The organism is Nocardia miyunensis NBRC 108239 (genome assembly GCF_001613065.1).
Classification (GTDB): domain Bacteria; phylum Actinomycetota; class Actinomycetes; order Mycobacteriales; family Mycobacteriaceae; genus Nocardia; species Nocardia miyunensis.
Genome location: NZ_BDBQ01000134.1, coordinates 1 through 21,125, shown reverse-complemented (window position 1 = coordinate 21,125; position 21,125 = coordinate 1). Strand labels below are relative to the sequence as shown.

Below are 21,125 nucleotides of genomic sequence, written 5' to 3'. Positions count from 1 at the left end.
GCTGGACACGGTCTCAGTTCCGGTTGATAGCATGCCCGACCGTGACCCAGACGCTCAGTCGACACCCGGCCGATGATCGGCCGCTGGACCAACCCGCCCCGCAACGCGGGAGCAGTCGGCTGTGGCGGATCCTCGCCATCGTGACGGGCATCCTCGGTGCGCTGCTGGCCGTGGCGGTGCCGCTGCTGCCGGTGCATCAGGAGCAGTCCTCGATGTCCTGGCCGCAGGCCGGGCGCGCGGCCAGCGTCACCGCGCCGCTGGTGTCGTACTCCCCGACCAGCGTGCACGCCGACATCCCGTGCAGCGCCGCCGCCGCACTGGGACCGCGCGGCGGCACGCTACTGGCCACGGTCCCCGCGGAATCCGGATCGTCCTGGCACTACGGCCTCAACGTCCTGGTCGCCACCGCGTCCACCGGCGGCAACCGGCTGCAGGTGGTGCTGCGCGATCAGACCCTGATCGACACCCCGGTACGCGACCTGCCGCGCGGCTGCACGATCACGATCTCCTCCGACAGCACCGCCACCACCGTCCAGGCGGGCGGCGCGCCCGTCACGCTGGCCGGTGAGCACCGCCCGCAGCTGGTCGGCCTGTTCACCGATCTGACCGGCGCCGCACCGGCCGGCATGCACGCCGACGTGGTGATCGACTCGCGATTCACCACCTCCCCGACCGTGCTGAAGCTGATCGCGATCATCGGCGCGATCATCGCCACCGCCGTGGCCCTGTACTCGCTGCACCGGCTGGACTGCCTGGACGGCCGCGGCAACCGGCGCGTCCTGCCGCGCCGCTGGTGGCGCCCGCGACTGGTCGACGTCGCCGTGCTGGGCACGCTCGTGCTGTGGTACTTCATCGGCGTCGGCACCGCGGACGACGGCTACATCTTCGGCATGGCCCGCACCGCCGGGCCCGCCCGATATCTGGCGAACTACTTCGCGTACTTCGGCGTACCCGAGACGCCCATCGGCATCCCCTACGACAACCTCTTCGAACTGCTCGCCCGGATATCCACCGCGAGCATCGTGGTGCGGCTGCCCGAACTGATCTTCGGCATCGCGTGCTGGTTCCTGATCAGCCGCGAGGTGGTGCCGCGACTGGGCGTCGGCGCGCGCGCCGAACGTTCGGCGATCTGGGCCGGCGGGCTGGTTCTGCTGGCGTTCTGGCTGCCCTACAACAACGGTCTGCGGCCCGAACCGGCGATCGCGCTGGGCGTCCTGCTGACCTGGGTATCGATGGAACGCGCACTGGCCACCCGGCGGCTGGCCCCGGCCGCGGTCGCGCTGATTCCCGCGGCGCTGGCCGTGGTCACCAACCCGTCGGGCCTGATCTGCTTCGCCGCACTGCTGGCCGGGGCTCGCCCGCTGGTGCAGATCATCGTGCAACGCGCCCGCACCTCGGGTTATCTGGCGCTGATCGCGCCCGCGCTGGCCGCCGGTCTGGTCGTGCTGACCATCGTGTTCGCCGGACAGCCGATCTCCGAGGTCTCGGCGATGCAGCAGGCGCACAAGGTCGTCGGACCCGATATGCCTTGGTACACAGACTATCTCGTCTATCAGGATCTGCTCCAGCCGACCCCGGACGGCTCGCTCGCGCGGCGGTTCGCGATGCTGGTGATGTTCCTGGCTTTGGCCGCCGCGGTGATCACGCTGCTGTACAAGCGGGGCCGGATTCCCGGACTCGCGGCCGGACCCACCCGGCGCATCCTGGGCACCACGGTCGCCGCGGTGCCGCTGATGATGTTCTCCCCCACCAAGTTCACCCATCATCTGGGCGTTTTCGCCGGACTCGGCGGCGCGGTCGCGGTGGTCGCCGCGGTGGCGGTCGGATCGCGCTCGCTGCGGTCCGCGCGCAACCGCACCCTGTTCGCCGCGGCCGTCTTCGCCATGCTGGGACTGTCGTTCGCCAGCTCCAACGGCTGGTGGTATGTGGCGAGTTATCGAATCTCGTGGTGGGACAAGCCTATTTCGGTGCACGGGATCAAGGCGGGCACGGTACTGCTGGCGATCTCGCTGCTGCTGATCGCCGTGGCGGGCTGGTTCCACATCCGCGAACCGTTCCGCGGCGAGCGACACGTACCGCGACGCCCGATTCCGATCCTCACCATCGCGGCGGCGCTGGTCGTGCTGTTCGAGGTGCTCTCGTTCGTCAAGGCGGCCGTGGCGCAGTATCCGGCGTACTCGCTCGCCACCTCGAACTTCCGGGCGCTGACCGGCAATACGTGCGGTATGGCCAACGACGTTCTGGTCGAGCCGGACGCGAATGCCGGTGTGCTGCAACCGATGTCGGGCAGTCCCGCGGCCGCGCTGGGCGGCGGGACCAACGACGGATTCACCCCCGATGGCCTGAACCTCGCCGACCTGACCCCCGACGGCTCGGCCGCCGCGGCCGCCTCGGTCGGCCAGTCGCTGGGCAGTGCGGGCACCACCACCAAGACCGGTAAGGACAGCACCGGCGCCGGGGGCGGGGCCGCGAAGCCGGGCATCAACGGCAGCACCATCCCGCTGCCGTTCGGCCTGAATCCCGCGACGACGCCGATGCTCGGCAGTTACGGCAGCCCCGGCGCGCAGAAGTCACTGACCTCGGGCTGGTACCGCCTGCCCGCGCCGGACTCCTCGGGCAGTCGCGGCCAGATCGTCTCGATCGCCGCCGCCGGGCGCATCGCCTCGACCGATATCGACAATCTGCCCGTCGCCGGGCAGAACGTCCAGCTCGAATACGGCGTCGCCGGTTCCGGCGGGGTGCAATCGCTGGGCCGGATCACCCCGGACGATGTGAGCGTGCTGCAGCCGTCCTGGCGCAATCTGCGAGTTCCGTTGCAGCAGTTGCCTTCCCAGGCCGACGTCGTGCGCGTGGTCGCCACGGTGAACAGCTCGGATCCGCTGCAGTGGGTCGCGGTGACCCCGCCGCGCGTGCCGCATCTGCAGACCCTCGACTCGCTGGTCGGGCACACCGATCCGGTGATGCTGGATTGGCTTGTCGGCCTGCAGTTCCCGTGCCAGCAGCCGTTCCGGCACCGGGACGGCGTCGCGGAGATCCCGCAGTACCGCATCACCCCGGACTTCGCCGCGGCGATCATGACCACCAACTGGCAGAGTCACGCGTCGGGCGGCCCGCTGGGCTACATCCAACTGCTCACCCGTCCGGAGGTCATGTCCTCGTATCTGAAGGACGACTGGAAGCGCAACTGGGGCGAGATCGAACGCCTCGTGCCCCTCGATCCGAAAGCCACACCGGCCCAACTGGATACGGTCACCGAGCAGCGGTCCGCCAAGTGGAAGCCGGGCCCGCTGAACTTCGACATCCGTTAGCGGAAGCATTCGGCGGCAAAGCAGTGTGGGGCGGTCCCGGTGGACCGCCCCACACGTATTCTCACTCTCGGTCTCGAATCGCGACCGACAGCTGAGCAGCCGCGTAATTCGGTCTCTCGACCGGATCGATCTCGGCGAGCCGGTTCGCCTGTCGCACTGAAGCATTCACCGACTCGAGCCAGGTGGGTCGAGCAGCCCGGCGAATGCGAGCCGGCGTGGCCGGTCCGCGAGCGATGCATCGGCACCGCCGCCATCCGACCGTTCGGGAGCCGGACCGCCCAGCAAGCTGGTATCGCTCAGCCGAACACGGCGCAGTTGTTGCCCATGTGCGCGCCGTTGGCGGCGCGAACGTCGACGTACGGCGTCGGCGCACCGGGCGGCGTGGCGGCCTGCACGGCGGTGATGTGGTGCCAGCCGACCGTGGCCGGGGTCCAGGGCGCGACGACCGTGCCGCCCGAGGGCCGGAACCAGCCGATCGAGGCGCTGTTGTCGAAGACCTGAACCGGCTGGACGGGGTCGCTGACCGTCACCTGCACGGCGGACTGGCATCCCACCGCGTAGTTGGTGCCCAGACCGTAGTTCATCCCCGGTTCCGCGCCCACCTGTGTGGCGGTCGCACCGGCGGGTGCCGCGAGCAGCGCGGCCGGGGCGAGCAACATCGCCGCCACCCCGAGGCCCGTCGCGGCGGGGCGTGCGAGGCGCCGGCGAATCCGCGCGGTCCTGAGTCCTTTGTCCATCCTGTTCCGATCCTTGCTGTCCGGTTCCGGAGTCCACACCCCGGCGGTCGCAATCGATACTTGCGTCCCGGCGGCCGGAATGGGGGCGATTCGCGGCATCGGCGGCAAATCCGTCGCCCCGAAACGGGCACGACCGTCCCGGATTTGTGAACGATCCCAAGACGTCGTCGGCGACCGCCGCGACGGCCCGCGTACGCTCGTCATTCGGACCGTACGGACGATCGGCGTACGGGCCGGTTGTCTGGGTTGTCCGGTCAGGAGGACGATGGAATCATGCATCGCAGCGCTCCGTCTCACGATATCGACGAATCCAAAGTCGCTGTCACGCCGCCGAAACAGCAGGCGGCTGGTGTCACAGCCGTGACGATCGCGCTCGAGCGGGCCGTCCAGGAAATGGGTGTTCTCCGCACCGCGCGCACCCTGACCAGGGTCAATCAGCGGCACGGCTTCGACTGTCCCGGATGCGCCTGGCCGGAGCCGAGCGATCATCGCCGCCCCGCGGAGTTCTGCGAGAACGGAGCCAAGGCGGTCGCCGAGGAAGCGACGCTGCGCACCGTCGATCCGGAGTTCTTCGCCCGGCACTCGATCGCGGAACTGTCCGACAAGTCCGGCTACTGGCTGGGTCAGCAGGGGCGGCTCACGCACCCGATGGTGCTGCGTCCCGGCGAGGACCACTACACCCCCATCGCGTGGGACGAGGCGTACCGGCTGATCGCCGAGGAACTGCGCGCGCTCGACTCCCCCGACGAGGCGCTGTTCTACACCTCCGGCCGCACCGCCAATGAGACCGCCTTCCTCTACCAGCTGCTGGTGCGCAGCTACGGCACCAACAATCTGCCGGACTGCTCGAATATGTGTCACGAGTCCTCGGGCACCGCGCTGAGCGCCTCGATCGGCATCGGCAAGGGTTCGGTGACGATCGACGACTTCTCCGCGGCCGAGGTGATCGTCGTGGCCGGGCAGAATCCGGGCACCAATCATCCCCGCATGCTCTCGGCGCTGCAGAAGGCCAAGGAGCACGGCGCCCGGGTGATCGCGGTCAATCCGCTGCCCGAGACCGGTCTGCTGGGCTTCCGCGATCCGCAGACCATGCGCGGCCTGACCACCGGGATCGATATCGCGGACGACTTCCTGCAGATCCGTCTCGGCGGGGATATGGCCCTGTTCCAGGGTTTGGCCAAGCTGCTGTTCGAGGCCGAGGACCGCGCGCCCGGCACGGTCGTGGACCGCGCCTTCGTCGACGCGCACACCGCGGGCTTCGCCGAATACGAGAAGCAGATGCGCGCGGTCGATCTCGGCACGGTCCTCGAGGCGACCGGACTGACCGGCGAGGATCTGGACCGCACCGCCGAACTGCTGGCCGCCTCGAAGTCCACGATCTTCTGCTGGGCCATGGGCCTGACCCAGCAGCGGCACGGTGTGGCCACCATCGAGGAGGCCACGAATCTGCTGCTGATGCGCGGCATGATCGGCAAACCCGGCGCGGGCGTGTGCCCGGTGCGCGGGCACTCCAACGTGCAGGGTGACCGCACCATGGGCATCTGGGAGAAGATGCCCGAAAGCTTCCTGGCCGCACTGGATTCCGAGTTCGGCATCACCAGCCCGCGCAAGCACGGCTACGACACCGTCGACGCCATCCGCGCGCTGACCGAGGGCCGGGCGAAGGTGTTCTTCGGCATGGGCGGCAATTTCGTCTCGGCCACCCCCGACACCGCGGTCACCGAGGCGGCGTTGCGCCAGTGCTCGCTGACCGTGCAGGTCTCCACCAAACTCAACCGCAGCCACGTCGTGCACGGACGGACCGCGCTGATCCTGCCCACCCTGGGCCGCACCGATCGGGATCTGTCCCCCGCCGGGGTGAAACAGCAGGTGTCCGTGGAGGATTCGATGTCGATGGTGCATCTGTCGACCGGTCGCCTGAACCCGGTGAGCCCGGAGCTGCGCAGCGAGGTGGCGATCGTCTGCGAACTCGCGCAGGAGCTGCTCGGCCCCGATCACTCCGTGCCGTGGGCGAGGTTCCGCGACGACTACGACGCGATCCGCGACTCGATCTCCCGGGTGGTCCCGGGTTGCGCGGACTACAACACGAAAGTCCGCGGCCGCAACGGTTTCCAGCTGCCGCATCCCCCGCGCGACGCTCGTGAATTCCGAACCTCCACGGGCAAGGCGAATTTCGCGGTCAACGAGCTGCAGTGGCTGCCGGTCCCCGAGGGCAGGCTGATCCTGCAGACCCTGCGCAGCCACGACCAGTACAACACCACCATCTACGGGCTCGACGACCGTTACCGCGGTATCCACAACGGCCGCCGCGTGGTCCTGGTCAACCCCGAGGACATCGCCGAATTCGGTTTCACCGAGGGCGATCTGGTGGATCTGATCTCGGAGTGGACCGACGGCGTGGAACGCAAGGTCACCGGTTTCCGCCTGGTCGCCTATCCCACTCCGCGCGGTAACGCGGCCGCCTACTATCCCGAGACCAACCCGCTGGTCCCGCTGAACCACGTGGCCGAACGTTCCAACACCCCGGTCTCCAAGGCCGTCACCATCCGGCTGGAACCCCACGTCCACATCGCATGAACACCGCGCGGCGGATGACACTGGGCGAGAGAAGGAACGAGGCAGCACGATGAGCAGGGTGACGGCCCGGCGCAGGACACTGCGGATCACCGCCGACGGGCAGGTGCGGCGTCCGGACACCCTGGCCGTGGAGGAACCGCTCGAGCTGCGCGTCGACGGAGAATCGCTGACGGTGACCATGCGCACCCCGGGCAACGACGTCGACCTGGCGCACGGATTCCTGTTGAGCGAGAACATCATCGGCTCGGCGCATGACATCGTCTCGGCCCGATACTGCGCCGGTGCGGACCGCTGCGCGCCCGGCGCGAGCAATATGCGCAACCATCTGGGCTTCCCGGAAGCGCCGTCCGACACCGTCGCCGGGCAGAACACCTACAACATCCTGGATATCGAACTACGCACGCCCACACCGATTTCCGCCCGCAACGTGCTGACCACCAGCGCCTGCGGCCTGTGCGGCAGAACCACCCTCGACGAGGTCCGCACCCGCAGCCGCTACCCGCTGCCGGTGAACGGCCCGGCCGTGGACACCGCGACCCTGACCGCCATGCCGGACGAATTACGCGCCCGCCAAAAGGTTTTCGACTCCACCGGCGGCCTGCACGCCGCGGGGCTGTTCACCGCCGACGGTGAGGTCGTGGCCGTGCGCGAGGACGTCGGCCGCCACAACGCGGTGGACAAGGTGATCGGCTGGGCCCTGCGCCAGGACCGGATTCCCGCGCACGATCTGGTGCTGATCGTCAGCGGCCGGGCCTCGTTCGAACTCGTGCAGAAGGCCGTGATGGCCGGGATCCCCATGCTCGGCGCGGTGTCCGCGCCCAGCTCCCTGGCCGTCGACCTGGCCTTGGAGACGGGACTGACGCTGGTCGGCTTCCTGCGCGGCCAGACCATGAACGTCTACTCCGCGCCCGAACGCCTCACCGCCGTTCCACTCAGCGCGCACGCCGACTGATCTCGGGGCCCGCGACTGCTACGCTGCGAAATTGGAACACGTTTCAATCCATTGGGAGCAGTCATGGGTACGCAGCAGAGTCGCGCGACGGTCGAACGGTACGTCGAGCTGGTGGCGAGCGGTACGGCCGCGCAGGTCCTCGAACTCTACGCGCCCGAGGCGGTGGTGGAGGATCCGATCGGCAGCGAACCACGTCGCGGACACGAGGCCATCCGAGAGATGTACGCGGCCCTGGAGCCCTTGCAGCGCAAGGCCGAACCCCTCGCGATCCGCGTCTCGGGCAACCACGCCGCGGTCGCGTTCACCCTGGTCTCCGAGGGACACGGACACCGGATGACGATCTCCCCGATCGACATCATGGAATTCGACGACGAGGGCCGCATCCTGAGCATGCGCGCCTACTGGAGCCAGGACGACCTGCAGGTCGAACCCATCTGACCTCCGCCACGCCACGCCGCCCGCCACGCCGACGGTCTTGTCCGCGGCATTCGCCCGAATTACCGTGACTGCAACGCGAGTGCGGCGAGGCGGGAGGACCGGATGCGGATCTCTTTCGAGCGCGCAGGGGACAACCTGCGAGTACGGATGCGACTGGACGTCAACCGGCGACGCTGGCTGATCACCCGAATCACCTTGTGGATCCTGGCGATCGCGGGCATTCTCACCGGACTCTGGGGCGTCTTCGCCCCCGGGCCGTTCTACCGCAGCATGCCCGGCCTCGGGTTGAACTGGGTCGCGATGGACGGCCCGTACAATCATCACCTGATCGCGGACACGGGCGCGTTCTTCCTCGCACTCGGCGCGATGACCGCCGCCGCGCTGTGCTACGGCGACAGCCTGCTCGCACGGGTGGCCGGTGGCGGCTGGGTGGTGTTCGGGGTGCCGCACATGATCTATCACCTCACGCACCATCCGGACGGAATGTCCACGGGCAACTACGTTCTCGAAATCGCCGCCGCGATCCTGCTGCCGCTGCTCGGCCTGGTCGCGGCGCTGGCCGCACCGCGCGAACGCGTCCAACTCCGCGATCCCGCGCCGATGACTTTCCGGCTGCCGGGTCGTCGTAACAGATGAGTGGATCGGCCGTAACAAGCTCGCCATTGCCGCCGATTTCCTCAATAGCGGACGAAGGTTCAACGGTGAACCAGGGAGATCAACGGCGACCTCCGGCAACGGGCACGAGCGGCCATACCGATCGTCACCGGTCCGGGCGGGTGCAGCGCGCGCCCGCCGTGTGCTCAAGGGGGTGTGGGACCGTCCCTCCCGACGATCTCCTCGCGCGGTAGCGCCGAGAGGACGATCAGGGAGTTCAGTAGGCCGCGCCGGTCGTCGGCGTCGAGCCTGCTCAGCAATATCTCTTCCTTGGCCTGGATATCGGCCTGCGCCGCGTCGCGCAACGCCCGCCCCCGGGCGGTCAGCGCCAGCACCCGCGCCCGCCGGTCCGCGGGGTCCGGTCGGCGCTCGATCAGACCGCGCTGCTGCAGGTCGTCGAGTACCGGAATGATCCGCGTCTTGTCCGCGCCGATCTCCTGAGCCAGCACACCCTGCCCGCGCGCGGGACCGCGATCGAGCCCGAGCAGTACGGCATAGGCCCACATGGTCAGCCCGTGCTTGTCGAGTACAGGCAGTTCCGCCGACATCAGCGCGCGCGCCAGCGGCGCGATCATCGCGGCCAGGTCGGGACGGCGTGGCGAAGACAGCTCACGCGGCCCCGCCGGATCCCCGGAAGCGCCGCCATCGAACTCCGTCATGTCCGCAGACTTTACGTGCTTCAATTAGTAAGCATGGACATACGATACGCATAAGCTTACTATTTCGGGTATGAGCACTCCCGATATCCGCGATCTGAATCGCCGCGCCGTCGACTACTCCGTCGAGATCGTCTCCCACCTGACCCCCGACCACCTCGAACGTCCCACCCCGTGCGCCGCGTGGACAGTCGCAGATCTGCTGGCGCACATGACCGTTCAGCATCGGGGTTTCGCCGCCGCCGCGCGCGGTAACGGTGCGGACCTCGACGTCTGGAAAGCGCGACCGCTCGCCGCCGACCCGGTGCGCGACTACGCCGATGCCGCCGCGGAGGTCACCGCCGCCTACGACCGGCCCGACATCCTGGAGCGAATCTTCGACCTCCCCGAATTCGGCACGGGCGCTCGAGCTCCCGGCAGCATGGCCCTGCGCGCCCACTTCATCGACTACGTCGTGCACGGCTGGGATATCGCCCGCGCCCTGGACGTGCCCTACCGGCTCGCCGACGATTTCGTCGAACCCGCACTCGAGATAACCGGCATGGTGCCCACCGGCGGGGCCCGCGCGGCCTCATCGGCCTTCGCCGCGGAACTTCCGGTCACCCCGGACGCCACGCCCCTCGACCACATCCTGGCCCACCTGGGCCGTAACCCGTCCTGGCCGCACTGACCCATCCGCAATCATCACAGCCGCACACCATCGACCCGCGACCCCGAACGATCCGCACCATCGCGCCACTGGCTGATTCACGCCACTCGATCACCCGCGTCGGGCCCACTCGCCACATCCAGGTCGGTGCATCGACAGGGGACTGGACGGGCGCACCTGTATCGCAGCTGCGAATCACGCAGAGGCCCAGCGAGATTGTTCCCGGGACCTGCACGGATGTGTAGTCGTCCGAGTCGTCCGCTCCGGGTCTGCGACGGCTCACGCTGTCGGCGGCACAGGGGTCACTCGACCCGGCAGCCTGTCGTGTTCTCGCGTCGGCAGTGCCGCCCCAGGTCAGCCGCAGCACTCATGACGCTCGATCGCATCAACAGGCCGAGCACACCGGCGTAGCCGACAGCAGGCCGAATTCGAAACGGGCCCCGGGAGATTCATCTCCCGGGGCCCGTTCGGACGTGTAGGCGAAAAACTCAGGCGGACTTCTCGCGACGCTCGGTGCGCTGAGCCTGCTTGCGCGGGACGATGGTCGGCAGCACATTGTCGTTGACGGTGTCGGCGTTCACGACCACCTTGGCGACGTCGTCGCGGCTCGGGATGTCGTACATCACCGGCAGCAGCACCTCTTCCATGATGGCGCGCAGGCCGCGAGCACCGGTGCCGCGCAGAATCGCCTGATCGGCGATGGCCTCGAGGGCGTCCTGAGTGAACTCCAGGTCGACGCCGTCCATGTCGAACAGCCGCACATACTGCTTGACCAGCGCGTTCTTCGGCTCGGACAGGATCTTGACCAGCGAATCCTTGTCCAGGTTCGTCACCGAGGCCACGACGGGCAGACGGCCGATGAACTCCGGGATCAGGCCGAACTTGATCAGATCCTCGGGCATCACGTCGGCGAAGTGATCGGTGGTGTCGATCTCGGCCTTCGAGCGGACCTCCGCGCCGAATCCGATGCCGCGCTTGCCGACCCGGTCCTGCACGATCTTCTCCAGGCCCGCGAACGCGCCCGCCACGATGAACAGCACGTTCGTGGTGTCGATCTGGATGAACTCCTGGTGCGGATGCTTACGTCCGCCCTGCGGCGGCACGCTGGCCTGGGTGCCCTCCAGGATCTTCAGCAGCGCCTGCTGCACACCCTCGCCGGAGACGTCGCGAGTGATCGACGGGTTCTCGGACTTGCGGGCGATCTTGTCGACCTCGTCGATGTAGATGATGCCGGTCTCGGCGCGCTTGACGTCGTAATCGGCGGCCTGGATCAGCTTGAGCAGGATGTTCTCCACATCCTCGCCGACATATCCGGCCTCGGTCAGCGCCGTGGCGTCCGCGATGGCGAACGGGACGTTCAGCATCTTGGCCAGCGTCTGGGCCAGATAGGTCTTACCGCAGCCGGTGGGACCCAGCATCAGGATGTTCGACTTGGTGAGCTCGACCGGCTCACCGCGGCCGTCGCGACTCTTGTCACCGGCCTGAATTCGCTTGTAGTGGTTGTAGACCGCGACCGCGAGCGTGCGCTTGGCGGTGTCCTGGCCGATCACGTAGTTCTCCAGGAACTCCCGGATCTCGGCGGGCTTGGGCAATTCGTCGAGTTTGACCTCGCTCGATTCGGCGAGTTCCTCCTCGATGATCTCGTTGCACAGGTCGATGCACTCGTCACAGATGTACACCCCCGGTCCCGCAATGAGCTTCTTGACCTGCTTCTGGCTCTTTCCGCAGAACGAGCATTTGAGCAAGTCGCCGCCATCACCGATGCGCGCCATCTCGTGGGTCCCTACTTCCTTGTCCGCGTGCAACCGTCTGTTCCGGTCGCCGACAAGCCGCCTTCAAACAACGCTACCCGCTACTCCCTGTGCGGTGTCGGCCACCGGCTGGTACTCCCCCGGCCCCGACATGATGAGTTTGTGCGGTCCTTGCCGACAACCACGAGCAAAGGTCCCTGGAATGACCGTACCTGCTGAGCCCGATACGGGGCGACAACTTGGCGTGTTTCTCACGACGCCGTGTCCGGTTCGACCGGACTCGAGGTCATGGTCGGCGCGTCCCAGTACCCATAGCCTACGGCCACCGGGACGCCGCCGCCCGACCACTCACTTCTTCTGGGCGCTCAGCTTGCGGTAGTCGAAGACCTGGTCGACGATCCCGTACTCCTTGGCATCCTGCGCGGTGAGGATCTTGTCGCGGTCGGTGTCCTTGCGGACCTCCTCGGCCGTCTTCCCGGTATGGCGGGCCAGGATGGCCTCCATCTGGGAACGGATCCGCTCGATCTCCGCCGCCGCGATCTGCAGGTCCGAGACCTGGCCCTGGATACCGCCGGTGCGCGGCTGGTGAATCAGCACACGGGCGTTGGGCAGCGCGGCGCGCTTGCCCGGGGTTCCGGCCGCCAGCAGCACCGCCGCCGCCGAAGCCGCCTCGCCGAGGCAGACCGTGGCCACGTCGGCGCGCACGTACTGCATCGTGTCGTAGATGGCCATCAGCGCGGTCACGTCACCGCCGGGCGAGTTGATGTACATGGTGATGTCGCGGTCGGGGTCCAGCGACTCGAGCACCAGCAGCTGCGCCATGACATCGTTCGCGACGGTGTCGTCGATCGGCATGCCGAGGAAGATGATGCGCTCCTCGAACAGCTTGTTGTACGGGTTCGACTCCTTGACGCCGAAGCTCGAGTGCTCCACGAACGACGGCAGGATGTAGCGCGACTGCGCGCCCTGTGACGCCTTGCCGCCGAGGCCCGAACGCGGGTCGAAAAGATTGGCCATCTTCGTCTCCAAAGTCCTTGTGGGGTGTGCTTATTCGCTCTGGCCGTTATTGGCCTGGGCCTCGCGGCTGATCACGCGGTCGATGAAGCCGTAGTCCAGGGCCTCCGCGGCGGTGAACCAGCGGTCGCGATCGGCGTCGGCCTCGATCTGCTCGACCGTCTTGCCGGTGTGCTCGGCCTGCAGGCGGTTCATCTCCTCTTTGTTCTTCGCGTACAGATCGGCCTGGATGGCGATGTCCGCCGCGGTGCCGCCGATGCCCGCCGACGGCTGGTGCATCATGATCCGGGCGTGCGGCAGGGCCAGTCGCTTGCCCTTCGCACCGGCGGTCAGCAGGAACTGGCCCATCGAGGCCGCCAGGCCCATGCCGATGGTCATGATGTCGCACTCCACGAACTGCATGGTGTCGTAGATGGCCATACCGGCCGAGACCGAACCACCCGGCGAGTTGATGTAGAGCGAGATGTCGCGCGTCGGGTCCTCGGCCGACAACAGCAGCATCTGGGCGCACAACTTGTTGGCGATGTCGTCGTTGACGTCGGTGCCCAGGAAGATGATTCGTTCCCGCAGCAGGCGCTCGTAGACCGAATCACTCAGGTTGAGCCCAGAAGTTGGGGATGTCATTAACGGATACCTGCCCTCTCTCACCGGCTCGCTGCTCGCAAGCACGCAGTCTCTATTCGCTGACACAAACCCTAACGAAGCAGGGCGGCACCGAACTCCCGGTACCGCCCTGTCTTCGCTTACAGCGCAAATACGCTGCGCGTTGCCCTGATCACTCGGCGGTCGCGGCAGTCGTCTCCGCGGCCTGCTCGCCCTGCTCCTCGTCCTCGGAATCGGCAGGCTCACCGAACATTTCGGCGGTGTCCACGGTGTTGCCCGCGGTGTCTGTGACGGTGGCCTGACCGACCACACCGGCCAGCGCCTTGCCGCGGCGGACGTCGGCGAAGATCGCGCCGAGCTGACCGGCCTGCTGCACCTGCTGGATGAACTGCTCGGGCGACAGGCCGTACCGCTGCGCCTGGAACAGGATCCGCTCGGTCAGCTCGTCCTGGCCGACCTGGGTGCCCTCGGCGTCGGCGACGGCATCCAGCAGCAGCTGGGTCTTCACCGACTTCTCCGCGGATTCCTTGGTTTCCTTGTCGAACTCCTCGCGGGAGGAACCCTGCGCCTCGAGCGCCTCGGCGAACTTGGCCTCGTCGTGGTCGAAGCCGTGCACCGCGTCGTGCAGGACCGCGTCGATCTCGGCCTGCACCGCGCCCTCGGGCAGCGGCACCTCGGTCTGCTCCAGCAGCGTCTCGAGCACCTTGTCCCGGATGACGCCGGCCTGCTCGACCTTCTTGACCCGCTCGACGCGGGTGCGCAGGTCGTCCTTCAGCTCGTCGATGGTGTCGAATTCGCTGGCCAGCTGGGCGAATTCGTCATCGGCCTCGGGCAGCTCGCGCTCCTTGACCGAGTTCACCTTGACGGTGATGACCGCCTCCTTACCGGCGTGCTCACCGGCGACCAGGGTGGAGGTGAACTCCTTGGACTCCTCGGCGTTCAGGCCGATCAGGGTCTCGTCCAGGCCCTCGATCAGCTGGCCCGAACCGACCTCGTGGGACAGCCCGGTGGTGGACGCCTCGGGGACGTCCTGGCCGTCGACGGTGGCCGACAGATCGATGGAGACGAAGTCGCCGTCCTGCACCGCGCGCTCGGCGGTGGTCAGGGTGCCGAACCGCTGGCGCAGCGACTGCATCTGCTCCTCGATGTCGGCATCCTCGATCGCGATCGGGTCGACCGTGACCGCGATGCCCGAGAAATCGGGCAGGCTGATCTCCGGGCGGACGTCCACCTCGGCGGTGAAGGCCAGCTCCTGGCCGTCCTCGATCTTGGTGATCTCGATCTCCGGCTGGCCGATGACCTTGACCTCACTGGTGGTCACGGCCTCGCTGTACCGGGCCGGGAGCGCATCGTTGACGACCTGTTCGAGGACCGCGCCGCGACCCAGCCGCGCCTCGAGCAGCTTGGCCGGGGCCTTGCCCGGACGGAAGCCCGGAATACGTACCTGACCGGCCAACGCCTTGTAGGCCCGATCGAAGTCCGGCTTCAGCTCCTCGAAGGGCACCTCGACATTGATGCGGACCCGAGTCGGGCTCAGCTGCTCGACGGTGCTCTTCACGGACATGCTCCTTGTTCGTTGTTCACTGGATGTTGTCGATAGTCTTCATGTTCGTCCCCCGGACGCATCCCGAACAGCCTAGTCGACCCCGGTCTGCGGGCAGAAACCGGTGTTCCCCTGCTCACCGAACGCTACAGGGCACATCCGACAAGAACCGCCGCTCCGACGAGACCAGCCGACGGCGCGAGTCAGCTCCCGACTTTGACCGCGTCGGTGACGAAGACCAGGGTTTCGTTGGGCTTTATGCCGTTGCCGCCCTCGCCGTAGCCGAGATCGGGCGGAATGATCAGCAGGCGGCGGCCGCCCTGCTTGATGCCGACCAGGCCCTGATCCCAGCCCGGGATGACCTGGCCCGCACCGAGTTGCAGCGGAAACGGCTCGTGCCGATCGAAGGAGCTGTCCAGCTTCTTCTTGTCCGACCAGGTGACCAGGGTGTAGTTCATGCTGACCTGATCGCCCGTCTTCGCGGCCGGTCCGGTTCCGGTGATCAGGTCCTTGGTCACCAGATGGGTGGGCGGATCGCAATCGCCGGGAATGGTGATCGTCGGAGCGTCGCCGAAACCGCCAGTGGTCTTGACGTCGTCGGCGGTGCATTCACGCCCGTGGCCGGACGGTGCGGCGGCGTCGGCCTGGGCGCTGGCCGAGGCGGCGGCGCCGGCCGAGGTCGAGGAGGACGACGAGGTGCTGCTACTGCCGCAGGCGGTGAGCGCGACCGCGGCCGCCGTGACCGCCGTCGCACCGAGAATTCTGGCCAGTGTGTGCATGCGCCGCACCCTAATCCACGGTGTCCGCGCGTGCCGAGCCGGTAGCGTGGGAGCCGAATCCGAAGCGGTTACATCACGCACCGTTCCGAGTCAGCACAACCTTTCGTCCGAGAGGGATTCTGCGCATGACCGATCCGGCAACCGTCACCGAGGAGACTTCGGCCGACAACATCAGTGGCCACGGCGGCGAGACCATCGCGCCGCGGCCCTATCAGCTGTCCGACGCATCCGGGCCACTCACCCGCGAGGAACTCGCGGATCTGGACGCGTGGTGGCGGGCGGCGAACTATCTCGCGGTCGGGCAGATATATCTGACGGCCAATCCCCTGCTGCACACACCGCTCGAGCCCGCGCACATCAAACCGCGACTGCTCGGCCATTTCGGCACGGTTCCGGGCCTGAATCTGGTGTGGGCACACGCCAATCGCGCGATTCTGGCCCGCGATCTGGACGCGGTGTTCGTGGCCGGGCCGGGCCACGGCGGTCCGGGCCCGAACGCCTGCGGCTGGCTCGAGGGCACATATTCGGAGCTGTACAGCCATATCGCCCGCGACGCCGAGGGTATGCGCGAACTGTTCGCCCAGTTCTCCTATCCGGGCGGCGTGCCGAGCCACTGCGCCCCCGAGACGCCCGGTTCTTTCCACGAGGGCGGCGAGCTCGGCTACTCGCTGCTGCACGCCTTCGGCGCGGCACTGGATCATCCGGATCTGACGGTGTTCTGCGTCATCGGCGACGGCGAGGCCGAGACCGGCCCGCTGGCGGGCAGCTGGCATGCGAACAAGTTCCTCAACGCCGGCCGGGACGGCGCGGTCCTGCCGATCCTGGCGCTGAACGAGTACAAGATCGCCAATCCGACTGTGCTCGCGCGTATCCCGGAGACCGAGCTGATCTCGCTGCTGCGCGGATACGGCTACGAGCCGATCATCGTCGCGGGCGATGACCCGGCGGCGGTTCACCAGGCGACCGCCGCGGCCATGGACACCTGCCTGGACCGGATCGACGAGATTCAGCGCGCCGCTCGCGAGGACGGGGTGGACGATCGCCCGGCCTGGCCGATGATCGTGCTGCGCACGCCCAAGGGCTGGACATGTCCCCCAATGGTCGACGGCGACCGGGTCGAGGGCACCTTCCGGGCCCATCAGGTGCCGCTGCCCGCCGCCCGCACCGACGCCCGGCATCGGGCGGTGCTCGAAGAGTGGCTGCTGTCGTATCGGCCGAGGGAGCTGTTCGACGACACCGGCGCGCCGATACCCGCGCTGCGGGCGCTCGTGCCGCTCGGGGATCGGCGGATGAGCGCCAATCCGGTGAGCAACGGCGGCGCGCTGGTCCGGGATCTGCGGCTGCCGGATTGGCGGGACTACGGCGTCGAGGTGCCCGCACCGGGCGCCACCAGCCACGAGGCCACACAGGTACTGGGCATCTGGTTGCGCGATGTCACCGCGGCCAATCCGGACAACTTCCTCACCTTCGCCCCCGACGAGCTGGCCAGCAACCGCTTACAGGACATCCTCACCGTCACCGGGCGCGACTGGCAGGCCGAGATCGGTGAGCACGACGTGAGTCTGGACCGGACCGGACGGGTCGTGGAGGTGCTGTCCGAGCACATGTGCCAGGGGCTGCTGGAGGGGTATCTGCTCACCGGCAGGCACGGGGTGTTCACCTGCTACGAGGCGTTCATCCACATCGTCGACGCGATGTTCAACCAGCACGCCAAGTGGCTCGACGCCAGCGCCGCGGTGCCGTGGCGGCTGCCCATCGCGAGCCTGAACTATCTGCTGTCCTCACACGTCTGGCGGCAGGACCACAACGGATTCACCCATCAGGACCCGGGATTCCTCGACGTCGTGCTGAACAAGAGCCCGGAGATCGTGCGGGTGTATCTGCCGCCGGACGCCAATACGCTGCTGTCCACCTATGACCACTGTCTGCGGTCACGGCACTACGTGAACGTCGTCGTCGCGGGGAAACAGCCTCAGGCGGACTGGCTTTCGGTGCCGGAGGCCACCGCGCACTGCACCCGCGGCAGCGGCATCTGGGAGTGGGCCGGGCACAACGACGAGACCGGAACCAGCCCCGACGTGGTCCTGGCCTGTGCCGGTGACGTGCCGACGCTGGAGACCCTGGCCGCGGCGGCGATCCTGCGAGAACGACTGCCGCAGTTGCGGATCCGCGTGGTGAACGTGGTCGATCTGATGCGTCTGATGCCCCGGGAGGAGCATCCGCACGGGCTCGCCGACAGCGAGTTCGACACCTTGTTCACCACCGACCGCCCGGTGATCTTCGCCTTCCACGGCTATCCGTGGCTGATCCACCGCCTGGCCTACCGCCGCACCAACCACAGCGGTCTGCATGTCCGCGGATACAAGGAGAAGGGCACTACGACAACGCCTTTCGATATGGTCATGCTCAACGACCTGGACCGGTACCACCTGGTCATCGATGTGGTGGACCGAGTGCCCGGGCTGCGCGAGCGCGCCGCCGGGCTGCGTCAGGAGATGGTCGACGCCCGGCTGGCCGCACGCGCCTGGACTCGCGAGCACGGGGTGGACATTCCCGCGGTCGCGGAGTGGAAGTGGCCCTATTCCGTAGCCTGACCTGGCCCGCGAACACTCCTTGGTCCACACCGCCCAGGCCCGCCTGGCCCGTCGACCCGCGCCTGTGAGGGCGCGGGTCGACCCGGATCGGTTATCCCGCAGCGTGTTCCGGTGCGGTCAGGTCGTAGACCGGCAGATCGCCGATGGTGGTGGCCGCGTAGTGCTGCTCGACCCACTTGGTGATCTCCGATGCCGCGGAGGTCTCGTCGCCGAAGCCGGGACCGCGCATGTCGTCGTCCTTGGAACGGCCGATGAAATAGTGGATCCGGCCGTGCGCCACGTAGTCCTGGAACTGCCGCAGCGTCGGCGAGGGATCCCCGCCGCCGAAACCACCGATCGGCATCACCGAACAGCCGGAGTCCAGTTGCAGGTCCGAGGCCGACATCGAGCCCGCCGACGCCCCGGCCCAGGTGTAGTTCGCACAGCCGTCACGCAGCTTCGCGATCAGCGCCGGAGCGGACGTGTCATCGAACGGCGATCGGTGATGCCGCTGATCCTTCTGTCCCGCAGGGGTATTCGCATCGGCGGGTGCACCCTGGTCGTTCGCCGGGCCGCCCTGGCCGCCCTGCGGCCCGTTCTGTCCCGACGGTGGCCCGAAGGACGGGAACCCGCCCGAAGCCGTCTTCGGCCCGGCCAGCGGGATGCCGCCGGTGTGCGCTGTGGCGAGCGTGTCCACCGAATAGGCGAACGGACCGGCCACCACGGCCAGCACAGCGGCCACCGCCGTCACCGGGGCGAGTGCGCGCTGCCGGGGAATCAGCAGCGCCAGGGTGGCCGCGATGCCCACGACCAGCACGACCCAGCGCAGCCACGGCACGAAGTCGGGGGTGCGGGAGAGCAGCATGACCGCGGCGGCAACCGTCAACGCGACGGCCAGCGCCGCGGCGAACCGCACCCACAGCCGATCGCGCTCGCGCCACACCATCACCGCGCCGAGCCCGGCGGTCCCGGCGACCGCGGGCGCCAGGGCCACGGTGTAGTACTGGTGGAACAGGCCCTGCATGAAGCTGAACACCAGTCCGGTGACCAGCATCCAGCCGCCCCACAGGATCAGCGCGGCCCGCTGCGGATCTGTCCGGGATGCTTTGCCGCGCAACAGGATTCCCGCGACGAGCAGCACCACCGCCGCCGGGATCAGCCAGCCGATCTGACCGCCGACGGTCTCCTGGAACATCCGGGTGATCCCGGCCTCGGAACCGAAGAACCCGCCCTTGGGCATATGCCCGCCTCCGGGCGGTCCGGGCATCGTACCGCTGTCCGACCCGATCCCGAGCCGCCCGAGCCCGTTGTAGCCGAGGGTCAGTTCGATGATCGAATTGTGCTCGGAGCCACCGAAGTACGGCCGCGACGAGGTGGGCCACAGCTGGGCGACCAGCACCCACCAGCCCGCGCCCACGATCATCGCCACCCCGGCCGCGCACAGTTGCAGCAGCCGGGCGCCCAACCGCGGCGGACCGGCGATCAGATAGGTCACCGCGAGCGCGGGCAACACCAGCAGCACCTGCAATTGCTTTGCCAGGAAACCGAATCCGACCAGTACGCCGCACAGCACCAGCCAGCGCCAGCGTCCGTCCTCCAGCGCGCGGGTCATCGCCCACACCGCGGCGACCATCAGGAATACCAGCAGCGTGTCCGGATTGTTGAACCGGAACATCATCGCCGCGACGGGCGTCACCGCCAGGGCCAGCCCGCCCAGGACGCCCGCGGCACTGCCGTGCGTGCGGCGCAACGTCGCCCACAGCAGGGCCACCGAGGCGACGCCGAGCAGCACCTGCGGCAGCATCATGCTCCACGGGTGCATGCCGAACAGCCGTGCCGAGATCTCCATCGGCCACAGCGAGGCGGGCGTCTTGTCGACGGTGATCGAATTACCCCAGTCCGAGGAGCCGAAGAAGAACGCCTTCCACGAATGCGCCCCCGCCTGCACCGCGGCCGCGTAGAACGAGTTGGCCCATCCGTCCCGGCCCAGATTCCACAGATACGCGACCGCGGTCCCGATCAGCAGCAGGGCCACGGCAAGATTCTCCCGGCGCAGGGCACCTCGCCTCGGGCGGGCGGGTGGACTGCTCGGCACACTCGGCGCTATCGCGGTGTCGGTCATAGCGACCAATCATGGTCCATCCGCCCATTCGCCTCCTGGGACCACCCTGGGAAAAAGCTGGGAGCCCACTGTCCGGGTCGAACCGCTGCCCGGACACGACCGTGGCCGGGATCCGCTGGGATCCCGGCCACGGTGACGGTCGATGGGGCTGCTACTCGGCGTACAGCCGCTCGCCCTGGGACGCGAGCGCCATCTCGGAGGTGTCGGCGGACGGGGCGGCCATCTCGGCGGCGGCCATCTCGCTCGCGACCTGCTCGTTTCGGATCGCGGCGGCGGGAACCGCATCACGGAACACCCAGCGCAGTGCGACGAACCGGATCAGCGTGGCGACCAGATTCGCGACCACCAGCACGAACAGTTCCAGGTGCACGGCCGCACCGGCAGCCCAGTGATGCAGTGCGAACAGCGAGCCACTGGTCAGGAACCAGGTGAACGCGAAGATCAGCAGGCCTTGGGCCTGGTGCGAGACGGCATTGGCCGAACCGCGCACCCCGAACGTGAACGCCCGGTTGGCCGCGGTATTGCCGACCGCGGTGATCAGCAGCGCCAGGAAGTTCGCCGCCTGCGGGCCGGTGAACGGCTGCAACACCAGATACAGCAGCATGTAGGCCAGCGTCGAGATCACCCCGATGATGCCGAAACGCACCAGCTGCCCGACCATGCCCAGCGGCACGCCGTCGACCAGGGGTTCGCGGCCGATGGCCGCGCGCAGCTCGTTCACCGGCAACGTCCCCTTGGCCAGGCCCTTGCTGACCCGCCAGACGCCTTC

General features: G+C 68.0%; 16 protein-coding genes. 7 read left to right on the top strand and 9 right to left on the bottom strand.

Annotation, left to right across the window (positions count from 1 at the left end):
* Positions 1-41 precede the first annotated feature (41 nt).
* Positions 42-3,308, top strand: coding sequence for an arabinosyltransferase domain-containing protein (locus NM2_RS44170; protein WP_067683049.1), 3,267 nt, complete (start codon positions 42-44; stop codon positions 3,306-3,308).
* 296 nt (positions 3,309-3,604) lie between these two features.
* On the opposite strand, the gene NM2_RS44165 is transcribed toward NM2_RS44170, so the two are convergent.
* Positions 3,605-4,045, bottom strand: a complete 441-nt coding sequence (locus NM2_RS44165) for a hypothetical protein (protein ID WP_157121873.1) — start codon at positions 4,043-4,045, stop codon at positions 3,605-3,607.
* A 273-nt stretch (positions 4,046-4,318) separates the two neighbouring features.
* Here NM2_RS44165 and NM2_RS44160 point away from each other — a divergent pair, with 273 nt between their 5' ends.
* The 4 genes from NM2_RS44160 to NM2_RS44145 all read left to right on the top strand — a co-directional run bounded on the left by NM2_RS44160 (position 4,319) and on the right by NM2_RS44145 (position 8,648).
* Positions 4,319-6,622, top strand: coding sequence for an FdhF/YdeP family oxidoreductase (locus NM2_RS44160; RefSeq protein WP_067683071.1), 2,304 nt, complete (start codon positions 4,319-4,321; stop codon positions 6,620-6,622).
* A 49-nt stretch (positions 6,623-6,671) separates the two neighbouring features.
* The gene (fdhD, locus tag NM2_RS44155; RefSeq protein WP_067683046.1) at positions 6,672-7,574 is read left to right on the top strand and encodes a formate dehydrogenase accessory sulfurtransferase FdhD; all 903 of its coding nucleotides are present in this window, start codon (positions 6,672-6,674) and stop codon (positions 7,572-7,574) included.
* A 63-nt stretch (positions 7,575-7,637) separates the two neighbouring features.
* On the top strand, positions 7,638-8,012 hold the full coding sequence (locus NM2_RS44150) for a nuclear transport factor 2 family protein (protein ID WP_067683045.1): 375 nt from the start codon (positions 7,638-7,640) through the stop codon (positions 8,010-8,012).
* 102 nt (positions 8,013-8,114) lie between these two features.
* Positions 8,115-8,648, top strand: coding sequence for a hypothetical protein (locus tag NM2_RS44145; protein WP_067683044.1), 534 nt, complete (start codon positions 8,115-8,117; stop codon positions 8,646-8,648).
* 164 nt (positions 8,649-8,812) lie between these two features.
* On the opposite strand, the gene NM2_RS44140 is transcribed toward NM2_RS44145, so the two are convergent.
* Positions 8,813-9,241: a MarR family winged helix-turn-helix transcriptional regulator gene (locus NM2_RS44140; protein WP_245718541.1), complete on the bottom strand. Its 429-nt coding sequence runs from the start codon at positions 9,239-9,241 to the stop codon at positions 8,813-8,815.
* A 154-nt stretch (positions 9,242-9,395) separates the two neighbouring features.
* Between NM2_RS44140 and NM2_RS44135 the strand changes: the two genes are divergently transcribed.
* The gene (locus tag NM2_RS44135; RefSeq protein ID WP_067683040.1) at positions 9,396-9,992 is read left to right on the top strand and encodes a TIGR03086 family metal-binding protein; all 597 of its coding nucleotides are present in this window, start codon (positions 9,396-9,398) and stop codon (positions 9,990-9,992) included.
* Positions 9,993-10,459: 467 nt separating this feature from the next.
* On the opposite strand, the gene clpX is transcribed toward NM2_RS44135, so the two are convergent.
* The 5 genes from clpX to NM2_RS44110 form a co-directional block, all read right to left on the bottom strand.
* Positions 10,460-11,743, bottom strand: a complete 1,284-nt coding sequence (gene clpX, locus NM2_RS44130) for an ATP-dependent Clp protease ATP-binding subunit ClpX (protein WP_067683067.1) — start codon at positions 11,741-11,743, stop codon at positions 10,460-10,462.
* Positions 11,744-12,070: 327 nt separating this feature from the next.
* Entirely contained in the window at positions 12,071-12,739 is a 669-nt protein-coding gene (locus NM2_RS44125; protein ID WP_067683065.1) for an ATP-dependent Clp protease proteolytic subunit, read from the bottom strand.
* 30 nt (positions 12,740-12,769) lie between these two features.
* Positions 12,770-13,360, bottom strand: a complete 591-nt coding sequence (locus NM2_RS44120) for an ATP-dependent Clp protease proteolytic subunit (protein ID WP_067683039.1) — start codon at positions 13,358-13,360, stop codon at positions 12,770-12,772.
* Positions 13,361-13,511: 151 nt separating this feature from the next.
* On the bottom strand, positions 13,512-14,897 hold the full coding sequence (gene tig, locus NM2_RS44115; protein WP_067683063.1) for a trigger factor: 1,386 nt from the start codon (positions 14,895-14,897) through the stop codon (positions 13,512-13,514).
* A gap of 188 nt (positions 14,898-15,085) precedes the next feature.
* Positions 15,086-15,661, bottom strand: a complete 576-nt coding sequence (locus NM2_RS44110) for an FKBP-type peptidyl-prolyl cis-trans isomerase (RefSeq protein WP_067683037.1) — start codon at positions 15,659-15,661, stop codon at positions 15,086-15,088.
* A gap of 125 nt (positions 15,662-15,786) precedes the next feature.
* Here NM2_RS44110 and NM2_RS44105 point away from each other — a divergent pair, with 125 nt between their 5' ends.
* The gene (locus NM2_RS44105; RefSeq protein ID WP_084532248.1) at positions 15,787-18,255 is read left to right on the top strand and encodes a phosphoketolase family protein; all 2,469 of its coding nucleotides are present in this window, start codon (positions 15,787-15,789) and stop codon (positions 18,253-18,255) included.
* A 91-nt stretch (positions 18,256-18,346) separates the two neighbouring features.
* On the opposite strand, the gene NM2_RS44100 is transcribed toward NM2_RS44105, so the two are convergent.
* Together NM2_RS44100 and NM2_RS44095 are read right to left on the bottom strand one after the other, a co-directional pair.
* Positions 18,347-20,356: an ArnT family glycosyltransferase gene (locus tag NM2_RS44100; protein ID WP_067683035.1), complete on the bottom strand. Its 2,010-nt coding sequence runs from the start codon at positions 20,354-20,356 to the stop codon at positions 18,347-18,349.
* A 151-nt stretch (positions 20,357-20,507) separates the two neighbouring features.
* Positions 20,508-21,125 (bottom strand): GtrA family protein (locus tag NM2_RS44095; protein WP_169816358.1); only part of this gene is annotated, 618 nt, incomplete at its 5' end.